Origin of the sequence: Paenarthrobacter sp. NPDC090517 (assembly GCF_044769165.1) — a bacterium.
Classification (GTDB): Bacteria; Actinomycetota; Actinomycetes; order Actinomycetales; family Micrococcaceae; genus Arthrobacter.
Genome location: NZ_JBIVXN010000008.1, coordinates 47525 through 71496, shown reverse-complemented (window position 1 = coordinate 71496; position 23972 = coordinate 47525). Strand labels below are relative to the sequence as shown.

Annotated in this window: 27 protein-coding genes; 12 read left to right on the top strand and 15 right to left on the bottom strand. The window is 61.1% G+C overall.

Going from position 1 to position 23972, the window contains the following annotated elements:
* The first annotated feature begins 14 nt into the window (after window positions 1-14).
* A complete protein-coding gene (locus tag ACIQTW_RS19780) occupies window positions 15-2804 on the top strand; it encodes an alpha-amylase family glycosyl hydrolase (protein WP_402940588.1) in 2790 nt (929 codons plus the stop codon).
* 67 nt (window positions 2805-2871) lie between these two features.
* Here ACIQTW_RS19780 and ACIQTW_RS19775 read toward each other — a convergent pair whose 3' ends face one another.
* On the bottom strand, window positions 2872-3882 hold the full coding sequence (locus tag ACIQTW_RS19775; RefSeq protein ID WP_402940585.1) for a hypothetical protein: 1011 nt from the start codon (window positions 3880-3882) through the stop codon (window positions 2872-2874).
* 5 nt (window positions 3883-3887) lie between these two features.
* Window positions 3888-4397, bottom strand: a complete 510-nt coding sequence (locus ACIQTW_RS19770; RefSeq protein WP_402940583.1) for an RNA polymerase sigma factor — start codon at window positions 4395-4397, stop codon at window positions 3888-3890.
* A 146-nt stretch (window positions 4398-4543) separates the two neighbouring features.
* Between ACIQTW_RS19770 and ACIQTW_RS19765 the strand changes: the two genes are divergently transcribed.
* A complete protein-coding gene (locus ACIQTW_RS19765; protein WP_402940580.1) occupies window positions 4544-5521 on the top strand; it encodes a serine hydrolase domain-containing protein in 978 nt (325 codons plus the stop codon).
* Window positions 5522-5578: 57 nt separating this feature from the next.
* On the opposite strand, the gene ACIQTW_RS19760 is transcribed toward ACIQTW_RS19765, so the two are convergent.
* The 8 genes from ACIQTW_RS19760 to ACIQTW_RS19725 form a co-directional block, all read right to left on the bottom strand.
* Window positions 5579-6631 (bottom strand): HoxN/HupN/NixA family nickel/cobalt transporter, encoded by a 1053-nt coding sequence (locus tag ACIQTW_RS19760; RefSeq protein WP_402940577.1) that lies wholly within the window; start codon window positions 6629-6631, stop codon window positions 5579-5581.
* A complete protein-coding gene (locus ACIQTW_RS19755; RefSeq protein WP_402940814.1) occupies window positions 6631-7452 on the bottom strand; it encodes an urease accessory protein UreD in 822 nt (273 codons plus the stop codon). Before ACIQTW_RS19755 ends, ACIQTW_RS19760 begins: the two co-directional genes overlap by 1 nt.
* Before the next feature lie 262 nt (window positions 7453-7714).
* Window positions 7715-8332: an urease accessory protein UreG gene (ureG, locus tag ACIQTW_RS19750; RefSeq protein WP_402940574.1), complete on the bottom strand. Its 618-nt coding sequence runs from the start codon at window positions 8330-8332 to the stop codon at window positions 7715-7717.
* A 21-nt stretch (window positions 8333-8353) separates the two neighbouring features.
* Window positions 8354-9025: an urease accessory protein UreF gene (locus ACIQTW_RS19745; protein WP_402940572.1), complete on the bottom strand. Its 672-nt coding sequence runs from the start codon at window positions 9023-9025 to the stop codon at window positions 8354-8356.
* 138 nt (window positions 9026-9163) lie between these two features.
* Window positions 9164-9637, bottom strand: a complete 474-nt coding sequence (gene ureE, locus ACIQTW_RS19740; protein ID WP_402940569.1) for an urease accessory protein UreE — start codon at window positions 9635-9637, stop codon at window positions 9164-9166.
* 8 nt (window positions 9638-9645) lie between these two features.
* Window positions 9646-11376 (bottom strand): urease subunit alpha, encoded by a 1731-nt coding sequence (ureC, locus tag ACIQTW_RS19735; RefSeq protein ID WP_402940567.1) that lies wholly within the window; start codon window positions 11374-11376, stop codon window positions 9646-9648.
* A complete protein-coding gene (locus tag ACIQTW_RS19730; RefSeq protein ID WP_402940564.1) occupies window positions 11373-11744 on the bottom strand; it encodes an urease subunit beta in 372 nt (123 codons plus the stop codon). The genes ureC and ACIQTW_RS19730 overlap by 4 nt, the downstream gene beginning before the upstream one ends.
* Window positions 11745-11752: 8 nt before the next feature.
* A complete protein-coding gene (locus ACIQTW_RS19725) occupies window positions 11753-12055 on the bottom strand; it encodes an urease subunit gamma (protein ID WP_017197034.1) in 303 nt (100 codons plus the stop codon).
* A gap of 205 nt (window positions 12056-12260) precedes the next feature.
* Here ACIQTW_RS19725 and ACIQTW_RS19720 point away from each other — a divergent pair, with 205 nt between their 5' ends.
* A complete protein-coding gene (locus tag ACIQTW_RS19720; protein WP_402940560.1) occupies window positions 12261-12782 on the top strand; it encodes a flavin reductase family protein in 522 nt (173 codons plus the stop codon).
* Here the strand turns inward: ACIQTW_RS19720 and ACIQTW_RS19715 are convergent.
* The 3 genes from ACIQTW_RS19715 to ACIQTW_RS19705 all read right to left on the bottom strand — a co-directional run bounded on the left by ACIQTW_RS19715 (window position 12768) and on the right by ACIQTW_RS19705 (window position 15695).
* Entirely contained in the window at window positions 12768-13427 is a 660-nt protein-coding gene (locus ACIQTW_RS19715) for a heme oxygenase (biliverdin-producing) (protein ID WP_402940557.1), read from the bottom strand. The genes ACIQTW_RS19720 and ACIQTW_RS19715 overlap by 15 nt on opposite strands.
* 114 nt (window positions 13428-13541) lie before the next feature.
* Window positions 13542-14642 carry a D-TA family PLP-dependent enzyme gene (locus ACIQTW_RS19710; protein ID WP_402940555.1) on the bottom strand — a complete coding sequence of 367 codons (1101 nt, stop codon included), beginning with the start codon at window positions 14640-14642 and terminating at the stop codon, window positions 13542-13544.
* A 48-nt stretch (window positions 14643-14690) separates the two neighbouring features.
* A complete protein-coding gene (locus tag ACIQTW_RS19705) occupies window positions 14691-15695 on the bottom strand; it encodes a LacI family DNA-binding transcriptional regulator (RefSeq protein ID WP_402940552.1) in 1005 nt (334 codons plus the stop codon).
* Between the two features lie 340 nt (window positions 15696-16035).
* Here ACIQTW_RS19705 and ACIQTW_RS19700 point away from each other — a divergent pair, with 340 nt between their 5' ends.
* The 6 genes from ACIQTW_RS19700 to ACIQTW_RS19675 all read left to right on the top strand — a co-directional run bounded on the left by ACIQTW_RS19700 (window position 16036) and on the right by ACIQTW_RS19675 (window position 19459).
* Window positions 16036-16755, top strand: a complete 720-nt coding sequence (locus tag ACIQTW_RS19700) for a GAF and ANTAR domain-containing protein (RefSeq protein WP_402940549.1) — start codon at window positions 16036-16038, stop codon at window positions 16753-16755.
* Window positions 16756-16760: 5 nt separating this feature from the next.
* Window positions 16761-17039, top strand: a complete 279-nt coding sequence (locus ACIQTW_RS19695; RefSeq protein WP_402940546.1) for a hypothetical protein — start codon at window positions 16761-16763, stop codon at window positions 17037-17039.
* The gene (locus tag ACIQTW_RS19690; protein WP_402940543.1) at window positions 17036-17818 is read left to right on the top strand and encodes an ANTAR domain-containing protein; all 783 of its coding nucleotides are present in this window, start codon (window positions 17036-17038) and stop codon (window positions 17816-17818) included. The genes ACIQTW_RS19695 and ACIQTW_RS19690 overlap by 4 nt, the downstream gene beginning before the upstream one ends.
* 125 nt (window positions 17819-17943) lie before the next feature.
* Window positions 17944-18666 (top strand): GAF and ANTAR domain-containing protein, encoded by a 723-nt coding sequence (locus ACIQTW_RS19685; protein WP_402940540.1) that lies wholly within the window; start codon window positions 17944-17946, stop codon window positions 18664-18666.
* A 12-nt stretch (window positions 18667-18678) separates the two neighbouring features.
* On the top strand, window positions 18679-18987 hold the full coding sequence (locus tag ACIQTW_RS19680; RefSeq protein WP_402940537.1) for a hypothetical protein: 309 nt from the start codon (window positions 18679-18681) through the stop codon (window positions 18985-18987).
* A gap of 97 nt (window positions 18988-19084) precedes the next feature.
* Window positions 19085-19459, top strand: a complete 375-nt coding sequence (locus ACIQTW_RS19675; RefSeq protein WP_402940536.1) for a hypothetical protein — start codon at window positions 19085-19087, stop codon at window positions 19457-19459.
* On the opposite strand, the gene ACIQTW_RS19670 is transcribed toward ACIQTW_RS19675, so the two are convergent.
* Complete coding sequence (locus ACIQTW_RS19670; RefSeq protein WP_402940534.1) at window positions 19456-20982, bottom strand: alpha-N-arabinofuranosidase; 1527 nt, start codon at window positions 20980-20982, stop codon at window positions 19456-19458. The genes ACIQTW_RS19675 and ACIQTW_RS19670 overlap by 4 nt on opposite strands.
* A 200-nt stretch (window positions 20983-21182) precedes the next feature.
* On the opposite strand from ACIQTW_RS19670, the gene ACIQTW_RS19665 reads away from it, so the two are divergent.
* Both ACIQTW_RS19665 and ACIQTW_RS19660 read left to right on the top strand, forming a co-directional pair.
* Window positions 21183-21788 (top strand): class I SAM-dependent methyltransferase, encoded by a 606-nt coding sequence (locus ACIQTW_RS19665; protein ID WP_402940531.1) that lies wholly within the window; start codon window positions 21183-21185, stop codon window positions 21786-21788.
* 499 nt (window positions 21789-22287) lie between these two features.
* Window positions 22288-22506 carry a helix-turn-helix domain-containing protein gene (locus ACIQTW_RS19660; RefSeq protein ID WP_402940528.1) on the top strand — a complete coding sequence of 73 codons (219 nt, stop codon included), beginning with the start codon at window positions 22288-22290 and terminating at the stop codon, window positions 22504-22506.
* A gap of 3 nt (window positions 22507-22509) precedes the next feature.
* On the opposite strand, the gene ACIQTW_RS19655 is transcribed toward ACIQTW_RS19660, so the two are convergent.
* Window positions 22510-23007 carry a hypothetical protein gene (locus tag ACIQTW_RS19655; RefSeq protein ID WP_402940525.1) on the bottom strand — a complete coding sequence of 166 codons (498 nt, stop codon included), beginning with the start codon at window positions 23005-23007 and terminating at the stop codon, window positions 22510-22512.
* 120 nt (window positions 23008-23127) lie between these two features.
* On the opposite strand from ACIQTW_RS19655, the gene ACIQTW_RS19650 reads away from it, so the two are divergent.
* The gene (locus ACIQTW_RS19650; protein ID WP_402940522.1) at window positions 23128-23967 is read left to right on the top strand and encodes a GAF domain-containing protein; all 840 of its coding nucleotides are present in this window, start codon (window positions 23128-23130) and stop codon (window positions 23965-23967) included.
* The last annotated feature ends 5 nt before the right edge of the window (window positions 23968-23972 follow it).

Sequence of the window (23972 nt, the reverse complement as noted above, 5' to 3'; positions counted from 1 at the left end):
GAAGGTTCCATCACTTGTTATCTCGCAGCAATAGACACCGCCCCTGCCCCCAGCGCCCACCACTCAGCCGAATCGCCGCAGTTGTATTGACGACGGCGGCCCTCACCGCCTCGGCCATCCTCCCCGCAGGCGCCGCGCCAGCCAAGAGCACGGATCCCGCAGCCCAGCACTCAATCCGCGGCGGTCTCAGCGATCAGAACTTCTACTTCGTCATGGCCGACCGCTTCGCCAACGGCACCAAGACCAACGACGACGGAGGGCTGGGTTCTGATCCGATGGTCTCCGGCTATGACCCCACGCGTAAAGGCTTCTTTAACGGCGGCGACATAAAGGGTCTCCAGGACCAGCTGGACTACATCCAAGGGCTGGGCACCAATTCACTCTGGCTCACGCCGAGCTTCAAAAACAAAGCCGTCCAAGGTGACGGCACCCTGGCGAACAGTTCAGCCGGATACCACGGGTACTGGGTCACGGACTTCACCCAGATCGACCCCCACTTGGGCACCAACGCCGAGTTGAAGACCCTCATCGATACCGCACACGCCCGTGGCATGAAGGTGTACTTCGACATCATCACCAACCACACGGCGGACGTGATCCAGTATCAGGAGACTGCTTCGGCGCCGTACATTTCCAAGGAAACCGAGCCCTACCGGACCGCCGCCGGGGAAGTCTTCGATGACCGCGATTATGCCGGGACCCAGGACTTCCCTGCCCTGGACCCGGCGACGTCCTTCCCGTACACGCCCGTGGTCCCCGAGGCCGAGAAGGACGTCAAGGTTCCGTCCTGGCTGAACGACCCCACGCTCTATCACAACCGCGGCAACACCAACTTTGCCGGCGAGGACTCCCTCTACGGCGACTTCTTTGGGCTGGATGACCTGTTCACCGAGAACCCGAAGGTGGTGAACGGAATGATGGACGTCTACAAAACATGGATCCGGGACTTCGGGATTGACGGCTTCCGGATTGACACCATGAAGCATGTAAATGACGAGTTCTGGCAGCAGTTCGGGCCCCAGGTTCTCAGCTTTGCCAAGGAACAAGGCAAGGATGAGTTCTTCATGTTCGGCGAGGTCTTCGATACCTCCAAGAGCATCACGTCCAAGTTCACCACCAGGAACCAGATGCAGGCAGTACTGGACTTCGGCTTCCAAGGAGCAGCCCGGAGCTTCGCGTCCCAGAGCAGCAAAGCCACCGGCTTGGCGGACTTCTTCAATGGGGATGACTGGTACACGGATGCCGATTCCAACGTCTACCAACTGCCCACCTTCCTGGGAAACCATGACATGGGCCGCATCGGCACCTTCATCGCCCAGGACAACGTGGGAGCTTCCGAGACCGAACTGGTGGAGCGCGACGAGCTCGCCCATGAGCTGATGTACTTCTCACGGGGCAATCCTGTGGTCTATTACGGCGACGAACAGGGCTTTACGGGTGCCGGCGGGGACCAGGATTCCCGGCAGACGATGTTCGCGAGCAAGGTCCAGGAGTACCTGGATGACGACCTCCTGGGAACCAGCTCCACCCATGCCACGGACAACTTCAACACCGAGCATCCGCTCTACAAAAAGATCAGCGAACTCGCGGCCCTCACGGCTGAGCATCCAACGCTCCGCAGTGGTGCCCAACAGAACCGCTATGCAGCGGACGGCGCCGGGATTTACGCCTTCTCCCGTATTGACGCAAAGGAGCAGCGCGAATACATCGTTGCGGTAAACAACAGCGAGACCGCCCAGACCGCGGCGATCCCCACGTATGAAGCCAAGCAGCCGTTCAAGCTGGTCTACGGTGACGCCGCAAAGAACGCCAAGACAGACCCCCAAGCGAACCTTTCAGTCACAGTTCCACCGCTTTCGGCTGTGGTTTACGAAGCAGCGGGGCGACTTGCCAAATCCAAGGCAGCACCCGGCGTCGTGCTCAAGAAACCGGTCACCGCGGCTGGTGACGCTAGTCGCCTGAAGGTGACGGCCGACGTCGACGGTAACTCGTTCTACGAAGTCACTTTTCAGGCGCGTAATGCCGGTGGCGAGTGGACGCCGATTGGCACCGACGACAACGCGCCCTACCAAGTTTTTCACGACGTATCGTCCGTAGAGTCGGGGTCCTCAGTGGAGTATCGCGCGGTGGTGTTGGACAACCGCGGGCAGACGTCGACGAGTGAGCCGAAGAGCGGCGTGGTGGGAGAACCAACCCAACCCGAAACCGTCACCGTAGCCGGCAGCCTCAACACGGAACTGGGTTGCACGGAGGACTGGCAGCCGGGCTGCGAGCAGGCGCTCATGAGCTACGAGCCGACGCATCGGCTGTGGCAGTTGAACGTCCCCAATCTGCCGGCCGGAACCTACGAGTTCAAGGCCGCGCTCAACGGAAGCTGGGACGAAAACTACGGTGCGGGCGGCGAGTTGGATGGCCCCAATGTGGTGTTCCAGCACACTGGTGGTGCCGTCACGTTCCTGTACGACCACGCCACCAATGTCATCAGCGCAGCTGTTCCAGGACAGCAGCCGGCTGCCGTCTCCGTGCCGGGAAGCCTGAACTCCGAGCTCGGCTGCGCTGGCGATTGGATGCCGGACTGCGCCCAAGCCCAGCTGTCGTTAGATGCCAATGACGGACTGTGGAAGCTCTCTGTGCCCAATCTCGCTGCAGGAAGTTACGAATTCAAGGCCGCGATCAACGGGTCATGGGCTGAGAACTATGGCTTGGCCGGAGCCCCTAACGGCAGCAACATCGCCTTGAAGCACGACGGCGGCCCGGTCACCTTCCGGTACGACCCCGCCAGCCACCTGGTCACCGTCCGCTAACCCAAGTAGGTCGCAGTTGAGGCCGTTTTGAGCTTTCAGAACGGCCTCAACTGCTACCCAGATGGGCTTATTTGTAGCTCACGCTCATGAGCATGGACTTGAGCTGGCCATACTGGGCGCTGCCCATCCACGCCTTGGCAGCTTCCGGCGTGGCGAAGGCTGGCTGCTTGTTGATATCAAAGATGACACGTGCGGACATGTACCCGTTGGGCATCAGGATCTGGTTGGATCCGGACCCCGTCTCACCGGGCTGGAGTTCGGAAGCAATCCGCAGGTCCATGAAGTAGCTCGGTGGATCCAGCACCGGGGCACTATCCGCGGGGGCCCCGTAGGGAACATACCTGGCCTGATTGGCCGCGAAGCCGAACTCCACGGGATTACCTGACTTGTCAGTGAGACCTGGGACCACTGCACGGTCATACACCGTCCTGGTCACAGGGCCACCGGTCCCGTCGCCGTAGAAGCCACTGCTCATAAAGGCAACCTCGGCACCGGTGCCGTCCAAGATGGTGGCACCCGCGGAAGGCCCTTGCTCCAGGCGAACGGTCCAGCCCACCGGGTACGTGAAGGAGATGTGTCCGTCGGGGAACGTAAACGTTTGCGACGTGGCCATCGGAACGGGCGGCTGGGTCGTTGTCGAAACCGGTGTTGGTGCCACCGCCGGGACAGTTGGAACCGGGGGCGGCGCAGTAACCGGCGCGGCCACTGTGGGCGTTGCGGTCGGAGTAGCTGAGGGTGTCGCAGTTGGCGTTGGGGTCACCGAAACGCTGGGTGTCGGTGTCGCTTCTTGGGACGTAACCGTGACGGCAGGCGCCGGCGCTGAGTTCACGGAACCAAAGTTGGCGGCCACGAGCACCCCGGCGGTTACGGCAGCAGCGCCGAGCAACAGTCCTCCGGCGATCTGGGCCTTGCGGCGCCGGCGCTGTTCCAGGGACGTCACTGCGGCGATCGGGCGGCTGTCGCTGAACACCGTGGTCCCCGACAGAATTTTGTGGAGCGCTTCTTCGCCGTTGGGTTCCGCCACTGGATCGATAGTGAGCGGGTCAATCGCTGATATCTGGTTCTTGATCGGATCCATTGTCTTCAGACCCCCATCTTGTGTGTAGTCGATTCGGCCCCTGCAGGCAGTTGATTCCTGAAGGCTGTCCGTGCGCGGTGAAGGCGGACTTTAGCCGCCGATTCACTGCACTGCAGCACCTTCGCTATATCGGCGCTCCCCAAACCGTCCCAGTAGGCCATCTGCAAAATGTCGCGGTCCTGCTCCCGCAGGCGGTCCATCGCGTCCTGGACAGCAACGTTCTCGGAGTTGTCACCAAACCGCTGGACCGCCGTCGTCCGCAGTTTTTCCTGTAGCGCCAGGCGCCTGTCACGGCTTCTATACGCATTTCCCACCAGGTTCCGTGCAACCGTCAAGAGGTACGGGAGGTCCGGGCGGGAATCGTCGGTCCATTTTTGCCATACGACACGAAACACGTCGGCCGCGATCTCCTCAGCTACCTCCGCGGATTCAACACGTCGGCAGACGAACTTGAAAACGGACGGGTAGCTGTCTTTGTGAATGGCGATGAACGCCAATTCGCGCTCTGAAAGCACGATTGTTCCCCCTGATAATTAGAGCCCTGAACTGCAGGATACTTGTATAGTTTCCGGCCGGGCGGTCAGGGTTACACGGGGTGGCAAGTTTCGTCGCGCCCACGATAGATTCGATGCACAAACCCCGAACGAAGGCGTAAACAACCATGGTGGAAACAGGACACACTGCAGACTGGGCCCGCAAGCAGGTAGACCTCAATCGTGTGCCCGTCGCGGTAGTGGGCATCGCCTCGAGCCAAGGCATTGAGGACGTCATGGCGTTCGGGTCCGACGACGGCAGGCAAGCCACAGCCGACGACCACTTCGCGCTGTTCTCCGTCACCAAACCGATCAGTGCCCTCACGGTCATGCGACAGGTTGAGTTGGGGAAACTCTCGCTTGGAGCTTCGCTGAGTGAGGGCCTCCCGGGTTTTGGCGCCGCGCGCACAGACACTGTGACCCTTGAGCAGCTGCTCAGCCACCGTTCCGGAATTTCCGACCCAGCGCTCGACGACGGCACTCCCCTACGCGAGGCGCTCACCTCAGCGGGGCAAACCTTCTACGCCGGCTCCCTGGTTCAGTACTGCAACATTGCCTTCGAAGGCGCAGCGGCGATGGCCGAATGGGCCGACGGACGCCCGTTCGAGGAGCAACTCCTGGCCTTGGCAGGGGACACTGGAGCCCACGGCCTCACGTTTGGCACGGAGTGCAACCCGCACACCGTCCACGGCGCCGACGCGGCAGGCCTCGACGTCCAGGCCATGTACAAGAACAGGCACCCGGGAGCCGGCCTGTTCGGCACGGCCACGGACTTGCTGAATTTGGGCTCCGAGCTGCTGCGGGACTCCGGAAAAGCCGTGAGGCCCGCGACGCTGGCAGCCATGCGGAGGCCCCGGACCACGGAAGTTTCCCACATCACCACCCGGCCCCAGCCACTCCGCCACACCGGGCTCGGATTCCAGATGCCCGCCAACGAGTCCGAGCTGTTCGCGCAGGGCATTTATGGGCACCCGGGCTGGTCCGGAACGGAGTGGTGGATGTTCCCGGAGCAGGATCGCTGCGTCGTATTCCTGACCAACGTGCTGGACACCCCGGACCGCGGCGTGGACACGAACGAGCTCTTCAACGCGGTGGCGGTTTCCTAACCCAAGTAGGTAGCAGTTCAGGGCGTTCTGAGGGCTCTAAACGCCCTGAACTGCGACTCAGTTGGGCGGGGCCGGCCGTCTTACGCGCCCACGGACTGCGGACACCGCCCAGACGATCACGAACAACCCCACCAGGATCAGGCCGGCGTCGCCAAGGTCAATGCTGCCAAGCCACGTGGTGAGGGGGTCCTCGAGTTTGAGCGCGGAATTCATGAATCCCCCGAGCGTGATCACCGCGATGAATAGCGCCGAAACTGCCGAAATGCCGGTGATTACGGCGTTGAACCCCAGCTTCCGTCTCGGGTTGTGGATGGCCGATTTGTACATCTTCATCATGGCCACGCCGTTGACGGAATCGCACAGGGTCATGGCGGCGGTAAACGCGAGCGGGAGCGCCATCAAGGCAAGCGGTGAGACCCCGGCGAGTGACGCCGTCGTGGTGATGACCAGCAGCCCGATGGTGGTGGCGGTGTCGAACCCGAGTCCGAACAGGAAACCGATCACGTAGATGTTCCGTGGGCGCTCCACTTTGGACAGCGGTTTGGCGAGCAACCGTGCTACGAACCCTTGCGCTTCAAGGTCTTCGGGACGCGCCTCGCCTCCACGTTGGACCTGACGGTAGACGCTCGTGGCGCGAACGAACGCCGAGCCATTGAACAAACCCATCGCCAGCAGGAACAGCCCGGAGACGCCGCTGCCAATCAGCCCCAACACCTTGTTTCCAGTGGTCCCGTCCTCCATGAACTGCCCGATCAACGTCGCACCCGCAACCACCAGCAGCCCGGCCAGGATCACCACGGAGCTGTGGCCCAAGCTGAACGCGAACCCCACACTCACCGGGTCCTTGTGCTGAGCCACGAATTTACGCGTGGAATTGTCGATTGCAGCGATGTGGTCCCAGTCGTAACTGTGCTTGATTCCGGCCACATACGCGGTGATCACCAGCCCCAGCGCAAGCGGCTGCGCCCCGCCAGCTGTCCCCAGAAACAAGAGCACGACGGCGGCAACGTGCAAAGCGGCCACGGCACCGAACGTGAACAACAGCCGGGTACGCAAAGACAACGTCTCCCGCTCCCGGTACATGGTGGCGAACTCAGTCAGCGCAGTCATCAATACTTCCTCAGGTTCAAGGGTGCCTGCCCATACCAACGTTCCCGCAGGACGCCGGTGCAGGCACCCAGCAAATTGTTGAGTTCCTCAGTGCTGTTGGACAACGATCGCAGCACAAGCCCGGCAGTCCCGGCAACAGTCGCGGTCAAAGACACCCCCGTATAGGCGTCAAAGTCACGGACTATTTGGTCCAGCTCATCGGCAAGCCCCTGATTCACCCGCGGGTCCACCACCACCAACGACCCCAGGTGGCTGAAGCCCTCCATGAACCCCATCCCGGTCACATCGTTGACAGGTGGGAGAATCAGCACATTGTCCAGCGCCAACAACCTGAACCCATCACCGGTCTCCACCCAGATCTCGTTGCGCAGCCGCAGCTCTTCGTACTTGAAGGTTGCCCCGTCCGGGGACCACCCGGGCGTGATGACTTCGGCCATGACAAGGCTCGACGCCGGATGGAGACTGATGCGCGAATTCTGCCGGTAGCTTGCCTCCCGGTACGCAATCAACTGGTCGGGCATCAGCTCCAACCGCGCGCCCTCCCCCAGTATGATGTTCATCCGCTGCTCAGCAAACGACCCCGGAGTTCGGTATACCTTGGTGGCGGACTGCGTCGTCAGCAGCAGATCAGCCCCGGCCTCAACCTGCACGTCAATAACGAACAGATCCGCCCCAAGATATGCCCCGCCCGGATTGACCATGACATAACAAACCTGCCCGGACCCATCCAAGTAATGCGGCCGCAATACCCTCAGCGCACCTTCATGAAATTGCCGAGAAGCAACGGACCGCCCGCCCCGCACACTAACCCCCAACTCCAACCTGCCCCGAACCCCCCGCTCCCCCTCCCCAAAAGCCAACCCAGCGTGGGGCTCTACTTTCCCCAAGGGCCCGGCATCGAGTTCCGGGCCCACAATGTGCGTACTCACAGGCCACCGCCGCAAGGAGACGCGACCACAGAGTGGGGGCGGTGAGCGCACGCGGATGAAGGGGGCCGCGGCGTGGCGGGCATCGCGGAGCGGGCACGGCCCCCTTCATCCGCGGGCGCCGCCCCAGGTGAGATCGCCGCGGACTTTAGGCGGGTCATAGGGCCAAGTCGAGCATCAGGACATCGCGGCGGATCCAGTTGAGGACGGCATCCAGCCCTTCGTCCGTCTTGAGATTCGTAAAGCAGAACGGCTTGTTGCCGCGGAACTCCTTGGAGTCCCTCTCCATGACTGCGAGGTCCGCCCCAACATGGGGTGCGAGGTCTGTTTTGTTGATGATGAACAGGTCGGATTTGATCATGCCTTGGCCGGCTTTACGGGGGATTTTTTCACCCTGGGCGACGTCGATGATGTAGATGGAGAAGTCGACAAGTTCTGGGCTGAAGGTGGCGGAGAGGTTGTCGCCTCCGGATTCGACGAAGATGACTTGGAGGCCCGGGTGCCTGGTTTTGAGTTCTTCGATGGCCGCGGTGTTCATGGAGGTGTCTTCGCGGATGGCGGTGTGGGGGCAGCCGCCGGTTTCGACGCCGATGATGCGGTTTTCGGGGAGGATGCCGTTGGCTGCGAGGATTTTGGCGTCTTCGATGGTGTAGATGTCGTTGGTGATGGCGGCCATGGAAATGTCGCCGCTCATGTGCCGGGTGATGCGTTCCACGAGCTGGGTTTTGCCTGCTCCGACGGGTCCGCCGACGCCGATTTTGATGGGTTCTGTCATGTTTTCTGTCCTTTACGCTAGCTAGCTCATGAACATGCGGGCGCGTTGCCGTTCGTGCCGCATTTGTGAAATTTCGAGGCCGGGGCTGACGGCCCCGAAGTCGTCCCAGCACAGCTGTGCTATATCACCGACGGCGGTAGCGACGGCGTCGTGCGCGTGGCGAAGTACCCGCTGCCCGGCGTTCTGCCCGAGCGGAATGGCGCGCACGGCGTTTTGGGTCAGCGAAGTAACGGTGGCAAACAGATACGCAGAGAGCGCCTCCTTATAAGGAACCCCCAAGGACCTCGCAATCACCCCAAAAGCCAAGGGCTGATGCCCCGAGGCCAACCCCTCCCGAACAAGCCCCCGGTACGCCTCCAACTCCGCCGAAGGAAACACCTCCCCGCCGATCTCCAACAGTCGTCCGCCCATCTTCAAGGAAGCCTCCCGAACCTCCCGAGCCAGCAGCTGCGCAGACAACACCCCATCCAGCAAGCCCACGTCCACTCCCTCATACAAAAACCGCAAAGCCAACCCATCGGAATAAGTCAGCTGCTGCCCCACAAAAACAGCCAACCACTTCCCAAAAGTGTCCTCATCCCCCACCAGCCCCCGATGTATGTAGCTCTCAAACCCCAAAGAATGAGCAAACGCCCCCGTAGGCAACGCAGAGTCAGTCAGTTGCTGCAGCGCCAGCTGATATCCAGCGCTCAAAGCGCACCGCGCTGTAACTGGGCTCGACAAGCGGAGGCGGGTGATAGGGGCCGCGGTGTGGAGGGCATCGCGAAGCGGGCACGGCCCCTATCACCCGCCGGAGGCTTGCCAACCCCGAAAGCCAGCACCGGGATTCGCCTAGTGCGAATGCTCAGCATGGCGGAAGGCTACCGGCATGACCCGTTCTTGCCTGTCGTAGGGGACGCCGACGCTCTTCAAATAATCTTCGACCGTGTGGTCATACTGACAAACCATGACCTCACCGCCGTACTCGGATGGAGCGTCAAAGAACTGTGCCTGCAGGTGCCGGTTGCCGAGCGAGTGTGCCACCACCCCCATTTCGTGGATGCTGCGCGGCGCGATCACCAGGACGTCGGTGGGTAGCACGGAGACAACGATGATGTTGTGGTCGTTGACGGCCAGGATGTCGCCGTCGCGGAGGTCGCCGGTTCCGGTGGGGAGGCGGATGCCGAGTTCTTTGCCGTGGTCGGTGGTGACGCGTTGGATGCGTTTGACGAGCAGGGCGCTGGGCAGGATTACCTTTTCTTTGTGTCGGCCTGCGTAGAGGTTGGGCTGTTCGTGGAGGTTGCCCAGGATTTTTTCGATGATCACGGAGGCTCCTAGAAGAGGAAGTAGCGCTGGGCCATGGGCAGCACGTCGGAGGGCTGGGAGGTGACTTCGACGCCGTCGACCGTAACCTTGTAACTTTCGGGGTCGACGGCGATGTTCGGGGTTTCGCCGTTGTATTTGAGGTCCGCTTTGGTGAGGTTGCGGATGCCGGTGACGGGTTTGATGATGCGTTCGAGGCCGAGTTGGGCGGGTACTCCGGCGTCGATGGCGGCTTTGGACAGGAACGTAATGGATGTCTGTTGAAGTGCCTTGCCGTACGTGGCGAACATGGGCCGCATGGTGCGTGGTTGCGGTGTGGGGATGGAGGCGTTGGCGTCACCCATGAGTGCGTAGGCGATTTGTCCGCCTTTGATGACGAGTTCGGGTTTCACGCCGAAGAAGGCAGGGTCCCAGAGGACGAGGTCGGCGAATTTTCCTTCTTCCACGGAGCCGATCACATCGGCCATGCCTTGGGCGATGGCCGCGTTGATGGTGTATTTGGCGATGTAGCGCTTGAGTCGGAAGTTGTCGGATTCGGCGGAACCGTGCACTGCGCCGGACGGATCGTGGAGGACGCCGCGTTGCCGTTTCATCGCGTCTGCCACCTGCCAGGTGCGGGTCACTACTTCGCCCACGCGTCCCATGGCTTGCGAGTCCGAGGACGTGATCGCAAAGATACCGAGGTCGTGCAGGACGTCTTCCGCGGCGATGGTTTCGGCGCGGATTCGCGAGTCGGCGAAGGCCACATCCTCCGGGATGTCCGGGTTGAGGTGGTGGCAGACCATGAGCATGTCCAGGTGCTCTTCGATGGTGTTTTTGGTGTACGGCAGCGTTGGGTTGGTGGAGGCGGGAAGCACGTTAGGCAGGCCGGCGATCTTGATAATGTCCGGAGCGTGGCCACCACCTGCGCCTTCAGTATGGAAGGTGTGAATCACGCGCCCGTCGATCGCCCGGATGGTGTCTTCCACGAAGCCGCACTCGTTGAGGGTGTCTGTGTGGATGGCAACCTGGACGTCGTATTCGTCGGCTACGCGCAGGGACATGTCGATGGATGAGGTAGTGGACCCCCAGTCCTCATGGACTTTGAGCCCTACGGCACCGGCGCGGATCTGCTCTGCGAGAGGCTCGACGGCGGACGCGTGGCCCTTGCCGAAGAGGCCGATGTTAACGGGAAGTCCTTCGGCCGCTTGGAGCATTCGGGAGATGTGCCAGGCGCCGGGTGTGATGGTGGTGGCTTTGGTTCCTTCGGCAGGGCCGGTGCCGCCGCCAACCATGGTGGTGATGCCGTTGCACAGGGCAGCCGGTACCTGTTCCGGGGAAATGAAGTGGATGTGGGTGTCGATGCCGCCGGCGGTGAGGATTTTCCGTTCACCGGCGATGATTTCCGTGCTGGCGCCGATCACGATGTCCACACCGTCGGTAATCTGCGGGTTGCCGGCCTTGCCGATTTTGAAGATGTGCCCGTCTTTCAGGGCAATGTCGGCTTTGTAAATGCCGGTGCAGTCCAGAACGATCACGTTGGTGATCACGGTGTCCGGGATGTCCTCTGCGCGGATGAGCTGGCCGTTCTGACCCATGCCGTCGCGGATGACCTTGCCGCCACCGAAGACCACTTCTTCGCCGTAGACCGTGTGGTCCTTCTCGATTTCGAGGAACAGTTCGGTGTCAGCCAAACGGATGGCGTCACCGGTGGTGGGACCGTACAGCTCGGCATACTGCTTGCGGGGAATCTCGAAGCTCACTTGTCCCCTCCTTCCGGAGCAGACCCGCTCAGGGAAGCAGACCCGCTCAGGCGACTACCGCCGTCGAGCTTTCCGTTGACTGCGTTACTGAGGCCGTGCACCTCGCGCGTCCCGGCGAGTTCGATCAGCTGGACGGTCTTCCGGTCGCCCGGCTCGAAACGGGCGGCTGTGCCCGCGGGGATGTCCAGGCGGCGGCCGTAAGCGGCGTCGCGGTCAAACTCCAGGGCGCTGTTCGCCTCGGCAAAGTGGTAGTGCGAACCGATCTGGACGGGCCGGTCGCCGCGGTTCACAACCTCGACGGCGGTTCGCTCACGACCGCTGTTGCACGCGATGGAACCGGGCTGGAGCTTATATTCACCGGGGATCATGGGGGCTCCTAGCGGATGGGGTTGTGGACGGTGACGAGCTTGGTGCCGTCAGGGAAGGTGGCTTCGATCTGGACGTCGTGGATCATCTCCGGCACACCTTCCATAACGTCCTCACGGCGGAGCACGGTGGTTCCATAGCTCATGAGTTGGGCAACTGTTCGGCCGTCACGGGCCCCTTCGAGGAGCTCGTAGCTGATGATCGCCACGGCTTCCGGGTAGTTCAGTTTGAGCCCCCGCCCTTGGCGGCGTCGCGCGAGGTCGGCAGCCACCACGATCATGAGTTTCTCCTGCTCACGGGGCAAAAGATGCATGATTACTCCTTGGACGCCGGGCACCTGGACAGATTGTGACCAGCGTAGGGAGCAGAAGTTTCGGCTACGTTTCCAAATCGTCTCAGTCGGGGGTCGGTTTTTCAGGAATTGACCTCAACTTAAGTTGAGGTCCTAGCATCAATCAGGTGTGTGCCTGCAAGAGGCGCCCTCCCGAACGCAGTTCAAGTCCCACGAAGGTGTATGAATGACCCACCACAAGCCCCTGCCATCCGAACCAGTCGACGATTTGTTCAGGTCCGCATTTCGTGCTCATCCGGCCGGAGTCTCGATTGTCACGGCAACGGGACCGGAGGGAGCGGTGGGGCTGACGGCATCCTCAGTGGCATCGGTGGCAGTGGATCCACCAACACTGGCATTCTCTGTAACCGGCGGCCGCTCGGCTTCTCACATTGCAGCCGCACAGACAATCGTGGTCCATCTGGTCGGCGCCGATCAGATGGAGCTCGTGCGGACCTTTGCGGACCCAGCAGCCCCGCGCTTCACGGACGCCATGGACTGGGAGGTACTGCCCACGGGAGAGCCCCTGCTCAGAGAGGCTGTTTGGGCCTTGAGGTGCGAAATCATCCACCGGGCGCCGATGGGAGGCTCTGTGTTGCTGGCAGCGAGAGTTTTGGACATCCGGTCCAACCCGTCAGATTCAGCTCCGCTGGTTTATCACAACAGGGAGTTCCACACCCTGTTTCAGAGTGTGTCAGCCGTGGCTTAGCTGCAGGTACTGGTCCATCAGGTCCACGAAGACCTGCCGGTTGGTTTCAAAGGCGACTTCGGCATGATGAAGGATTTCCTGCTTTTCGGTGTCCGAGAAATCGGCCTCGTCCAGGTGACTGCGGTATGAGTCCTTATACGGCTTGATCTTCCCAATACTGTCAAAAACGTAAAAGTTGAGCCCTTGAGGGCTAAGGCCGTAGTGCCGCTGAACAAGAGCGGAAATGATCTGCCCACCCGAAAGATCACCCAAATAGCGGACGTAGTGGTGGGCAATCAGATACGTAACCGAATCCGGACCGAGTGCATCCAGTTCATCGGCGTATGCCTGGGCACCGGGTGTGACGTGCAGTTCGCCTGCGGTAAGCCTCAACTCCCAGTCATCCCCGTAGTGCACCGCCAAGTCCTTTTGCAGTGCCGGGACGCGCATGAGAGCCGGGTCAGCGAAGGGTGCGAGACGAGGGTCCGGGTTGACTTCCAACGCTGATTCCAAAGCCCGGTAGATGACGTAGTTCTGCAGCAGCATGGCTGCTACCTGGCTAGCCTCCATCCGGCCGGCCAGCAATTCAGTGACAAATCCAGCCTGCTCGGCATGCTCGTGCGCGGAGGCTGTATGGCTTTTGAGCTCCTCGGATAAGGCGGTCATAGTTGACTCCAGTCGTCACACCAAACGGACCAAAAGGCTGTTTGATGACACTCTGTCACAGGGCCCGCGAGGGGTAAAGCCTTTACGCGCCAGTTCCGCGAGCGATGGCCCGGCTTAGTTGTTCCGGCCGCGGGCTGCCACAGCCCACTGCTCCACCACGGCCCCGGCACGCACAACAGTCACCTCATCAACAAGGTTCATGGTGAGGCATACGTGGTTGGGAATGACCCGAAGCCGCGTGCCCAGGGATGGCAGTTCCGAAGAATCCGGCCACACAACCGTGGCGTGGTGCTCGGATAGCGCGGTAACGCGGGCCTCGGGGAATTCGGGAAGCCGTCCGTATCCGGTGGCCCAGTCCGGACGGTCACTGCCCAGGATCTTGCTGCCCGCGTCCACCACAACGCGGCGTACGTTCCCGCCGCGGGCTTCGTGCCTGCTGACAACGGTAGCGGCTACCGTCAGGGCGATGTCGTCCCAGCTGCAGCGTTCGAGTTCCAGTTGCTGAGCATCACCGAACACGTAGACTCCGGGCCGCAGTTCAGTTGCCGCGGTGTCACCGGAGATCAGGGCTGTAGGTGTGGATCCCCCGCTGATGGTCTTCACCTCAAAGCCGGCCTGGCTCAAAGCCTCAGCGGCCTGCGCCAATGATTCATTCTCGTTGCTCGCCGCACCAGTCGGCATGCCGGGCTTGTAGCTGTGCCCCGGGAAGGTAAAGACCCCTGCCACGTTCAACCCGGCAGACGCTGCGGCACGCGCAACATCCACCACTTCGGCCGGCAGTACGCCGCTCCGGTGATGCCCGCTGTCCACTTCGATGAGTACCTCAATGCTTCCGGCGTCCGCGCCCAGTTGGCCACCCATCGCCGTCGCACTTTCCGCTGAATCCACGCCGAGAGCGAGGCGGCACTGAGCCGCCAAGGCGCGTAGGCGTTCCGCGTGCGGCGCTTCAACCCAGAGCGGGTAGGCGATGAAAATGTCCTTCACGCCGTCCGCCGCGAAGACCTCGGCCTCTCCGATCGTGGCCACAGTTATGCCGACGGCCCCCGCCGCGAGCTGCTTGCGGGCAATCTCCAGCGTTTTGTGCGTCTTCACGTGTGGCCGAAGCTCCAGCCCGCGCCCGCGCATGCTCGACGCCATCCGTTCGATGTTCCGGTCGAGGACATCGACGTCGATTATGACGGCAGGGGTGACGACAGCAGCGGGAATCACGTTCATTCCTCAAACACTAACGGCCGGGACACTGACGCCCCGAAAGCAAACAGCCTACGGTGCGGACTGCCTGACACGCATTTCGAACGCCGCCTTCGGTTGCTGGACAGTGGGCGCGGCCTCTTTGCTTTCAATTCGCTGGATGAGGAGTTCGACGGCGCGCTCCGCAATTTCCGTCCGTCCCGGCGCCACAGTGGTCAACGACGGCGACGCGAACCGGGACTCATCAATGTCATCGAAGCCGGCCACGGCTATCTCTTCCGGGACCTTCCTGCCGCGCACCAGGAGTTCGTGCAGCGCCCCCAAGGCGAGGGCGTCGTTGAGCCCGAAGACGGCGTCGAATTCCACGCCACTGTCCAGCAACCTCGCGGTGGCGTCAGCACCGGCGTCGCGACGCCAATCGCAGGGAACCACCAGCGCCGGGTCATGCTCCACACCGGCGGCAGCGAGCGCAGCCCGGTACCCGCGGAGGCGAAGGCCGTTGCTGCCGGCTTCGTCGCCGTCGTGCGCTCCCAGGACTGCTATACGACGGCGGCCACCCGCCAGCAGGTGCGTGGTGACGGCAGCGGCAGCTTCCTGGTTTTGGATGAGGACCATGTCCAGCCGCGGGTCCTGCACGAATTCACCCAGGAGAACCAGCGGCTTCTTGCCGGCAGCAGAGATGATCTGCTCGGCGTCGAGCGCTAGCGGAATAAACAAGAGACCGTCGGTGAGACTGCGAAACTGGCCTTGAAGCGCAGCTTTCTCGTGCTCCGGCTCGTTGCCGGACTGCTCCACCAGGACACGGTAGCCGCGGGCCCACGCCGCCTTCATGATGTCCGAGGCGAGCTCCGCGTAGTACGGGATGGAAAGATCGGCCAAGACCAAACCGAGCATGCTGGTCTTTCCGGATCGGAGACTGCGGGCTGTCAGGTTGGTTTCATAACCGAGTTCGTCGATCGCATCAAGGACGCGCTGCTTGGTGGCGGGCCGGATGAACTCGTAGTTGTTGATGACGTTGGAGACCGTCTTCAACGAGACTCCCGCCGCGCGTGCGACGTCGTTCATGGTGACCGCCATGCAGGTGCTCCTTCTATACGTTGTCAAACATCGTTGCAGATCAGCCGGGCATCTGCGGGCACGGTAGCGGCGTACGCGTATTGGGCGGCTGAACTGAGCCGATTGGAGCGAATAAGACGTACTGCACTAGGCATGGGCGTCCTTCTTTTGTCGATTGGGTATATCCCATCACAGCCCGCCACCCTGTCATGTTGAATGGCATCGGCGTAGTCTCGAATGTAGGAGATTTCGGGTTGCGGCTAATGGTCCGGAGTTGAATATCCGGGCTTTGCGCGAACACGAGCGCACTGCCGCCCAGCCGGAGATGCGTGGACTCCGGTGTTGCTGGAATTGAGGCCGCATGGCCGAGAGTGACGCAGTGCCCACAGCCGAACAGCTGCAGGATCTGCTTTTGGAAAGCCCGGGATTCACCGAATTTCTTCTTGGATTGGCAACCATTTCGGCGTCCCTTCTTGGGGGTGACTCGCCCATGCTTTGCGCCATCACCGTGGAGCGTGACGGTGGACCATCCACAGTTGCCAGCAGCAATGACGCTGCCCGGCGGCTGGACGAAAAACAATACGAGTTCGACGACGGTCCTTGCCTTACGGCGCTCCGGCAACAACGCACCGTGTTGATTCCGGATCTTCAGTCCGATGACTCCTGGCAACACTATGCAAGGGCAATTTCCAATGAGGGCATCCGGTCAGTACTGGCAGTGCCGATCCCAACCGATGACGGGTCAAAGTGTGCCCTGAACTGTTACTCCACGGAGTTGGGGACCTTCGGTCCGGACACTGTGGCCCGGGTGGAAAGCCACGCGGAATCGCTGTCAAGGATTCTCCGGCTGGCCCTTCGCATGCACGCCGAGGACCCCTATCCTGAACACCTGCGGGCTGCTTTCAAATCCCGTGCCATAGTGGACGCTGCGATCGCCTTGATCATGGCGCAGAACCATTGCAACAGGGAATCGGCGCTCCGGCTGATACAAATGGCCTCGCGCAACAGCAATAAACGGCTTCATGAAATCGCCGGAGACATCCTGGACCGTGCCGGCTATCCGGACCAGAGGGGGAGGTAAATTCGATGAATGCCGAACCTTGGGACGGCTGGAGCATCTTGGAGTTTGATCAACGCCTGCAGGCGGCTTGCAGATTCCAAGTTGAAGATATCGGCCTCAACCGACTGTGGACCTACTATTTCGGGATTGGAGGAAACGCCGACGAAGTGGCTTTGGAGGCCTACCTTCACGAACTTCTGACCCTCGCCCCGGGTCAGATGGAACTCGTAGACACTGCCATCAGGGAGCTCAGCTCCGACGACCGGACGGAACCGGCCGGCAGTAGTGAGGAAAACACAGATTGACTGAAACCCAGCCCTCGGAACAAATACCAGGCCCCATCCCGGAAGAGGACCATGTAGATCTGACGGATTTCCTGGTGCACTTGCAGGAGCTACTCGTGGAGAATGCCGACATTCGGGAATTCCTCCAGGACCTGGTAACCATGACTTCTGAAAAACTCAGCCGGAATGGCAACACTATCGCTTGCGGTGTGACCGTCATTCGGCAAAAAAAGCCAGTTGCTGTGGCGGACAGTGATCCCATGGCCCGCAAACTGGACGACATCCAGAACAGCTTCGGTGATGGTCCCTGCCTTTCCGCCCTGCGCACACGCACCATCAGCCACGTCCCGAATGTTCGTGACGAAACGCGGTGGGCCGACTACATGCAGGCGGCCGCCTGCACAGACGTGGGCTCTATTCTCGCCGTGCCGATGGAACTGAACAGCACCGCAGAAGCCGTAGTGAACCTCTACTCAACGCGCCCCCACGGCTTCTCCCATGAGGACATCGCCGCCGCTGAAAAGATCACAGCAACGGGAGCGAAAGCGCTCTACCTGGCCCTCAAGATTGCCCAACTGCGGGACGCGCGGGAGAACCTCGCGGCCGCCTTGGCGTCCCGCACGGCTATCGATACCGCCGTCGGAATTGTCATGGCGCAGAACCGCTGCAGCCGCGATGCCGCCTTCCAGATTCTGGTCAGCGCTTCCAGTCACCGCAACATCAAACTTCGCACTGTAGCGGAGGGTGTCATCAACCATGTAGCAGGTGACCGGAATATTTCAACCGCATTTGAGGAGTAGAAATTGAGCCACGCGGTTGGGGCACGAGGTTCCAAAAGCACTAGGCTGGAATTGCAACACGGGAATCCAGCAATTCACAGAATTTACATGTCGGCTTGCCGACATGAAGGGCCGGGGAGAAGACCATGACGAAGAAGCAACTTCCTCTGGATGAGCTCTCCGGTGCCATCGGCAGGATACTGGGCCTTCTGCTCACCGAGGAAAAAGTGGACCAGGCCGTTCAGAACCTCTCACAGGCGATTAAGGAATCCGTACCGGGGACTATCGGGGCAGGGGTTTCCATCCTCGATTCCCAAGCCCGCAGAACCAGCACAGGTTTCACTGACAGCATCGTAGAGCAAGCCGACCACCTGCAATACGAGCTGGGTCAGGGTCCCTGCCTCACGGCCTGGGCGTCTGAGGAATCCGTCATCATCGATGACGTCCGCACCGACCCCCGCTGGCCCGAATGGAGTGTCGCAGTCAGCGAGCTGCCCATCAGGTCGGTGATCAGCGCCCCGCTTATGGCCAACGGACACAGCATCGGCGCAATCAAAATTTACGCTTCCGAACCCTCCGTGTTTGATGCCGCCGCTGTTTCGTTGATGGAGCTCTACGCTTCCCCCGCAGCTACACTTCTGGCCCACATCCAAAGCGCGGAAACACCCAAGCGCATCAGCGAAGGCCTCCAGACCGCCCTGCACAGCAGGGACCTGGTCAACCGTGCCTGCGGAATCCTTATGGAACGCCACAAAATTACTCATGAACGGGCCCTCCAACAACTGATACTGCAGGCGCGCAACAAGAGCCAGAGCCTCCAGGAAGTCAGCGCGGAGCTCGTAGCCGGGATCCCGGCAGACCGGAACTAGGGCCGCAGGACAATGGGCTTCGATAACAACGAACCCGAGCAACGCCGCAGACTCCAAGCGGCGCTCTCAGGCGCGGGGATCACCACAGGTAGTCTGTGGCTGCAGTATTTCAGCATCGGCGGATCGGTGGGCGAGTACGAGGTTGAGGCTTACCTGCAGGGGATGCTCTCCCTTCCCGAGCTGGAACGTGACCTCCTGGCCATGGCGGCGAACGAACTCTTCAACAGCGGTCCCGGGCCTCACGCCCCATACTCTGATGAGCTCCCCTCCGAGGCTCCGCGGGAAACCGATTCCCCGGACGACGGCCCTGCTTCCCAGTAGCCGTCACACCCCGCTCATTTACCTGCAACGCCCCCGCAACAAACATGCGCAAAGCTAGGTCCCATAGATGACGCGCAGCCAGCTGAGGGGTGCAGACATGAGCATTGTAAACAGGGATCTTTTCCAGGCATTGAAGACACAGGCAAGCTTGGCGCAGGCATTCGGCACTTTGCCCGGAAGCGAGGATGAACCCCACGCACTCAAGCCTGGTGAGTTCATCGAGGCGTGGCACAACGGCCGCCTTTATCATCGGGGGACCGTAGTGAAAACAGTGGCCGGCACCGACCTCTTTTGGCTCCAGGACGAAACCGGCAGCCGCCGCCTGCTGGACATGGAGTCAATGGAAATCGTGACTGGCGACGAGCCTGCCCCGGCGCCCGCGACGCAGGCACCGGAGCCCACCCCGACAGCCACAGTCACGCCGATCTCGGCCTACCCCATCTTCAGGGACGGTTCGCAGGCTATTGCCTAGGAGTTGAGGGCCAGCCGGATCATGCTCCAGCTCACGGCCGGAAGCTCGGCGGTGAGGCGGCCGCCGTCGAGCTTTACACTGACGTTTTCAGACGGAAGGACCGACGTCGAATCGTCAGCCGTCGCCTGCCAGTACGGGTCCTTGTTCGTGTAGGTGACAGCCTCGATAATTTGCGCGGGGTTCAGGCTTCCGACGGCGGCATCCAGCGTCAGCGCGTCAGTTGCCGAGCGGTTGACGGCGAACACCACGGCCTCGTTGGCTTCGGCATCATAGGTTGCCACTGCTGACAGCGACGTGAATCCGGATGTCGTCTTGCTCTCCAGCAGCGGGGATTCGACGGCGAGATTCAGTACCGTGCCCGAGGCGTGCTGCGAGGTGAGCGCGAACGGGTGGAATGTGGTTTGCTTCCAAGCCCGGCCGCCCGGCTCAGTCATGATCGGTGCGATCACGTTGACCAACTGCGCGAGGCTCGCTGAGTGGACGCGGTCCGTATTGCGCAGCAACGTGATGAGGAGGTCGCCCACCACCACTGCGTCCGCCACCGTGTAGCGGTCCTCGAGGAGCACCGGCGCAACCGGCCAGTCGTCCCCGGTGGGGGCCTTGGACTCGTCGCGGGACATGTGCCAGACATTCCATTCATCGAAGGAAATGTTGACCTGCTTCTCGGACTTGGTGGCCGATTTCACGTGGTCGATGTGGGACACGAGGTCCTTGATGAAGGCTTCCATCCGGTGGCCGGCGGAGAGATGCTCCTGCAGGTCTCCGAAGTCCTCGAAGTACTGGTGCGCCGAAATCAGGTCCACCAGTTCATAGGTCTCACTGAGGACCACACGCTCCCATTCACCAAACGTCGGCATGGTGGGTGCCGAGCTTCCGCAGGCAACCAGTTCAAGATCCGGGTTGACCATACGCATCGCCCGCGCCGTTTCGGCGGCAACCCGCGCGTACTCGCCCGCCTTCTTATGGCCGATCTGCCAGAAGCCGTCCATTTCATTCCCGAGGCACCACATCTTGATGTTGTGGGGCTCGACGGCGCCATTCGCCTTGCGCTGTTCGGATAGCGCAGTTCCACCCTTGATGTTGGAATATTCCAACAGATCCAAAGCTTCCTGGGTTCCTCGGGTGCCCAGATTGACGGCCATCATGGGCTCAACGCCGGCCTTCTCGGACCACTTGGCGAACTCGTCCACGCCCACTAAGTTGGGATCGCTGGAATGCCAGGCGAGGTCAAGTCGGGTGGGGCGGTCTTCCTTGGGCCCCACTCCGTCTTCCCAGCGATAACCCGACACAAAGTTGCCGCCCGGATACCGGACCGTGGAGACACCCAGTTCCTTGGTGAGCTCCAGGACATCGGTGCGGAACCCGTCGTCATCGGCCTTGGGGTGCTCGGGCTCGAAGATGCCCGTGTAGACGCACCGGCCCAAGTGCTCCACGAAAGCGCCGAAGGTCTTCCTCCTGACGGGGCCAACCACGAACGCGGGGTCGAGGGTGATTTTAGCCGCGGGGTTCTCTTGATTTCCCAAGGGTGAGTCCTTATCTGCTGGGTTGCTGCTTTTGCCGGTTTCTACAACGTTATAGAAACTATGCTGACTGGATGTGGGGATGCTCGTCAAGGGGCTTCTTCGCCGGGATCCTCCAATCCCGCTCTCGTTTGCCGGGCAAACCGTTGTGAGGCGGGAGATTCGTACGTGCGCGGGTTTATATCCCCCGTAGGCTGAGTCCCATGTCATCCGGGAACGTTGCAGCCGCCTATTCCGCCCGGGCAGCCGAATACACCTCGTTGTTAGGGTCCATCAGCAGCACCCACCCGGACGATCAGCAGCTGATTCTCGAGTGGGCCAGGAGCCTTTCGGGCAAGGTCATCGACGCCGGCTGCGGGCCGGGGCAGTGGACGGACTTCCTGCACTCCGCCGCAGTGGCCGTCGAGGGCGTGGACTTGGTCCCGGCGTTCATCGAAACAGCCAGACGGCACTACCCGAAGGCTCAGTTCTCTGTCGGATCAATTGAAAGGCTGCCGACGCCGGATCAGTCACTGGCGGGGATCCTCGCCTGGTACTCGGTGATTCACACTCTCCCGGATGCCATCGACGCGGTCCTGGAAGAGTTTGCCCGATGCCTCAAGCCTGGCGGCGGCCTCCTGCTCGGCTTCTTCGAAGGTCCCGCCCTTGAGGTATTCCCGCATGCAGTGACTCCGGCCTACTTCTGGCCTGTGGAGGAAATGTCGGCGCGGCTTCGGAAGGCCGGCTTCACAGTTGTCAGCACCCACTCCCGCGTCGACCCCGGAACCCGCCCACATGCCGCCATCATTGCCCGGCGTGCGGAACTCTGACTTTCAGCACACCCACGCTCACCCTTGTTTGCTGACCACACCGTTGTGCGGCGGGAGATTCGTACCGAAGCAGGATTCGTGGGCGAGGGAAACAAAAAACAGGCCGGAGACTCAACGTCTCCGGCCTGCCTTGGAGGGTGGGCCCTGTGGGGATCGAACCCACGACCCACGGATTAGGCGGCGGCCTATTTCATCGTTTTCGGTTGAAGCGGCCTCCATCCCCTCAGGCCGCGCCATTCCGGGCTCCCAGCCCTATCTAGGTACTCGTCATGTTTGGTTGGTTTTCATCGTTTTCGTTGGGTAAACGTTGGGTACATGGATGCCCGCTGCGTGGGAAGCACGACACACTGGAGCCCTTTATCACTGCCCATAGATTTATGGCGGTTGTGAAACCTTCAGTAGGACTGAGTCGATTGGCAATGTAGTCACTACTAACGCTCTTCTCTTCGTCCTCAGCCATGCCTAGCGGGCGCCGCCCGGGCCTGTGAGACTGTTCAGCATGCCCACTCATTTACAAACAGATTGCTGCCCATGCCACGCCGTAAAGCTCGCGTACACCTATCAGGAGGCCGCCAATTCGGTTGGCGTCTCCGTTCGGACCCTGCAAAGGCTCGTGGAACGCGGAGAGCTCGCCGTCAAGTACATCGGCAGCAAGCCAGTAATCAGAGCTTCAGAGCTAGACGCCTGGCTGGACTCTCTCCCGTCCGAGATCAGCTAGAGATCAGGCGAAAGGGTCTTTCTCCGGCTCTTCCCACCAACGGTCTTCTTTTGCTTGGTGCTCTCGGATCCAGATGACCAGCTTGTCTATGTCGCCTTGGTGGAGCTTGATGCGGTTGCCGACTCGCGTGTGAATGCCGGACACCCTGGCGTAGTCGCGGACCGCTGACTTGGACAAACCCAGTTCGGGCGCCACTTCTTCTGGGGTGCGGAACAACTTTGGGACGAGTTCAGTACTACTGAAGTCACGGCCAGGGGTGTCATGAGTCGTGACACCCTTCTCTTCATTCTCGAGCGTACTCACTGCGCGGTGGCCCGCTTTCGGTTCGGCAGGCAACTCATCCAACCATCTCGCCAGATCCTCCACTCGGATCACTCCCTTGGAGTTCGCGTAGCGGGCCATGAGGTTGCCGGCGGCCACCTGGTACTTCAATGTGCGGACGCTGTACCCGCAAGCCTCGGCTGCTTCCTCAAACGTAAGGGCCAGTTTCGGAATCGTCATGCATCGATCCTAGGTACTTGCTGGCTGAGTAGTCCCCCTATGGAAATTGCCGGTGGCGGAGCGGCTTGTCAAGCTTGCTGAATTGCTGCTCGCTGTCCCCCACCGTGTATCATCGACTGGTTGCCTAACCTGTCTGTCACTTCCGACGGCTGCGTCGGGCCTAGCTCGTTGGGGAACCCCCGGGGGACCCCGCGGGCGTATGGCTTGGAGACGGTCCTGAAATTCATTAGAAAGTGGCGTTCGCCTGCTGTCGTTGCCCTGCTGGCTGGGCTGGGCATTGTCCTGCAAGCGCTACACAAATCCACCGGTGAGTTGTACTGGATGGTCGCGTCAATCGTTGCGGCGATCGCGGCTGCGCTGACAGTGCCCTTCTTTAAGCACTTGGACGAAAAAGCCGAGAAATCTGCCCTCTTGAAGTATCAGGAGCAGATCGGCGATGGCTTGGAGCCGTTGCTCCAGCAACTTGTGGTCGTCAGCGAGTCAGTGCCGGGCGAAGCACGAAACAAGGAACTTTCAGCCCTGGTTCGTGTTGCCATTGAGGCGGCGCGTCACATGGCAGGTCAGCGGCGCGTTCGCGCGACTTACTATCGAGTGCACCCACGAAAGGGTTCGAAAAGAGAGAGCCTGGTGGCAATGCACTACACCGGCCGTGGAACAAAACCGAAGTCCGAGTTCACGCGAGGTTCTGATGCCGGCGATTACGTCTTCAAGAACTTGAGCGACAACGAGACCATATTTGTTAAGGACACTCAGGACTGCGAGCTTCCCGGCTGGAACAGATCCCGCGTTCGCGACTACAGAACATTTATTTCAGTGCCCGTTCGAGGTGAACAGCGGATTTATGGCATGCTTACAGTAGACGCACCGACCGTGGGAGAGCTCACTGGCAACGACGAAATGTTCGTTCGGTGCGTTGGGCTTTTGTTGGCTTCTGGAATCGCGACAGCGAACCCTAACTGAATAGA

What these genes read in the sequence shown, in the direction of transcription:
- ACIQTW_RS19775 (WP_402940585.1), bottom strand. Translation starts at nt 3,882, where the DNA reads ATGGATCCGATCAAGAACCAGATATCAGCGATTGACCCGCTCACTATC.
- ACIQTW_RS19765 (WP_402940580.1), top strand. Translation starts at nt 4,544, where the DNA reads ATGGTGGAAACAGGACACACTGCAGACTGGGCCCGCAAGCAGGTAGAC.
- ACIQTW_RS19760 (WP_402940577.1), bottom strand. Translation starts at nt 6,631, where the DNA reads ATGACTGCGCTGACTGAGTTCGCCACCATGTACCGGGAGCGGGAGACG.
- ureG (WP_402940574.1), bottom strand. Translation starts at nt 8,332, where the DNA reads ATGACAGAACCCATCAAAATCGGCGTCGGCGGACCCGTCGGAGCAGGC.
- ACIQTW_RS19730 (WP_402940564.1), bottom strand. Translation starts at nt 11,744, where the DNA reads ATGATCCCCGGTGAATATAAGCTCCAGCCCGGTTCCATCGCGTGCAAC.
- ACIQTW_RS19725 (WP_017197034.1), bottom strand. Translation starts at nt 12,055, where the DNA reads ATGCATCTTTTGCCCCGTGAGCAGGAGAAACTCATGATCGTGGTGGCT.
- ACIQTW_RS19720 (WP_402940560.1), top strand. Translation starts at nt 12,261, where the DNA reads ATGACCCACCACAAGCCCCTGCCATCCGAACCAGTCGACGATTTGTTC.
- ACIQTW_RS19715 (WP_402940557.1), bottom strand. Translation starts at nt 13,427, where the DNA reads ATGACCGCCTTATCCGAGGAGCTCAAAAGCCATACAGCCTCCGCGCAC.
- ACIQTW_RS19710 (WP_402940555.1), bottom strand. Translation starts at nt 14,642, where the DNA reads ATGAACGTGATTCCCGCTGCTGTCGTCACCCCTGCCGTCATAATCGAC.
- ACIQTW_RS19705 (WP_402940552.1), bottom strand. Translation starts at nt 15,695, where the DNA reads ATGGCGGTCACCATGAACGACGTCGCACGCGCGGCGGGAGTCTCGTTG.
- ACIQTW_RS19700 (WP_402940549.1), top strand. Translation starts at nt 16,036, where the DNA reads ATGGCCGAGAGTGACGCAGTGCCCACAGCCGAACAGCTGCAGGATCTG.
- ACIQTW_RS19695 (WP_402940546.1), top strand. Translation starts at nt 16,761, where the DNA reads ATGAATGCCGAACCTTGGGACGGCTGGAGCATCTTGGAGTTTGATCAA.
- ACIQTW_RS19685 (WP_402940540.1), top strand. Translation starts at nt 17,944, where the DNA reads ATGACGAAGAAGCAACTTCCTCTGGATGAGCTCTCCGGTGCCATCGGC.
- ACIQTW_RS19680 (WP_402940537.1), top strand. Translation starts at nt 18,679, where the DNA reads ATGGGCTTCGATAACAACGAACCCGAGCAACGCCGCAGACTCCAAGCG.
- ACIQTW_RS19675 (WP_402940536.1), top strand. Translation starts at nt 19,085, where the DNA reads ATGAGCATTGTAAACAGGGATCTTTTCCAGGCATTGAAGACACAGGCA.
- ACIQTW_RS19665 (WP_402940531.1), top strand. Translation starts at nt 21,183, where the DNA reads ATGTCATCCGGGAACGTTGCAGCCGCCTATTCCGCCCGGGCAGCCGAA.
- ACIQTW_RS19660 (WP_402940528.1), top strand. Translation starts at nt 22,288, where the DNA reads ATGCCCACTCATTTACAAACAGATTGCTGCCCATGCCACGCCGTAAAG.
- ACIQTW_RS19655 (WP_402940525.1), bottom strand. Translation starts at nt 23,007, where the DNA reads ATGACGATTCCGAAACTGGCCCTTACGTTTGAGGAAGCAGCCGAGGCT.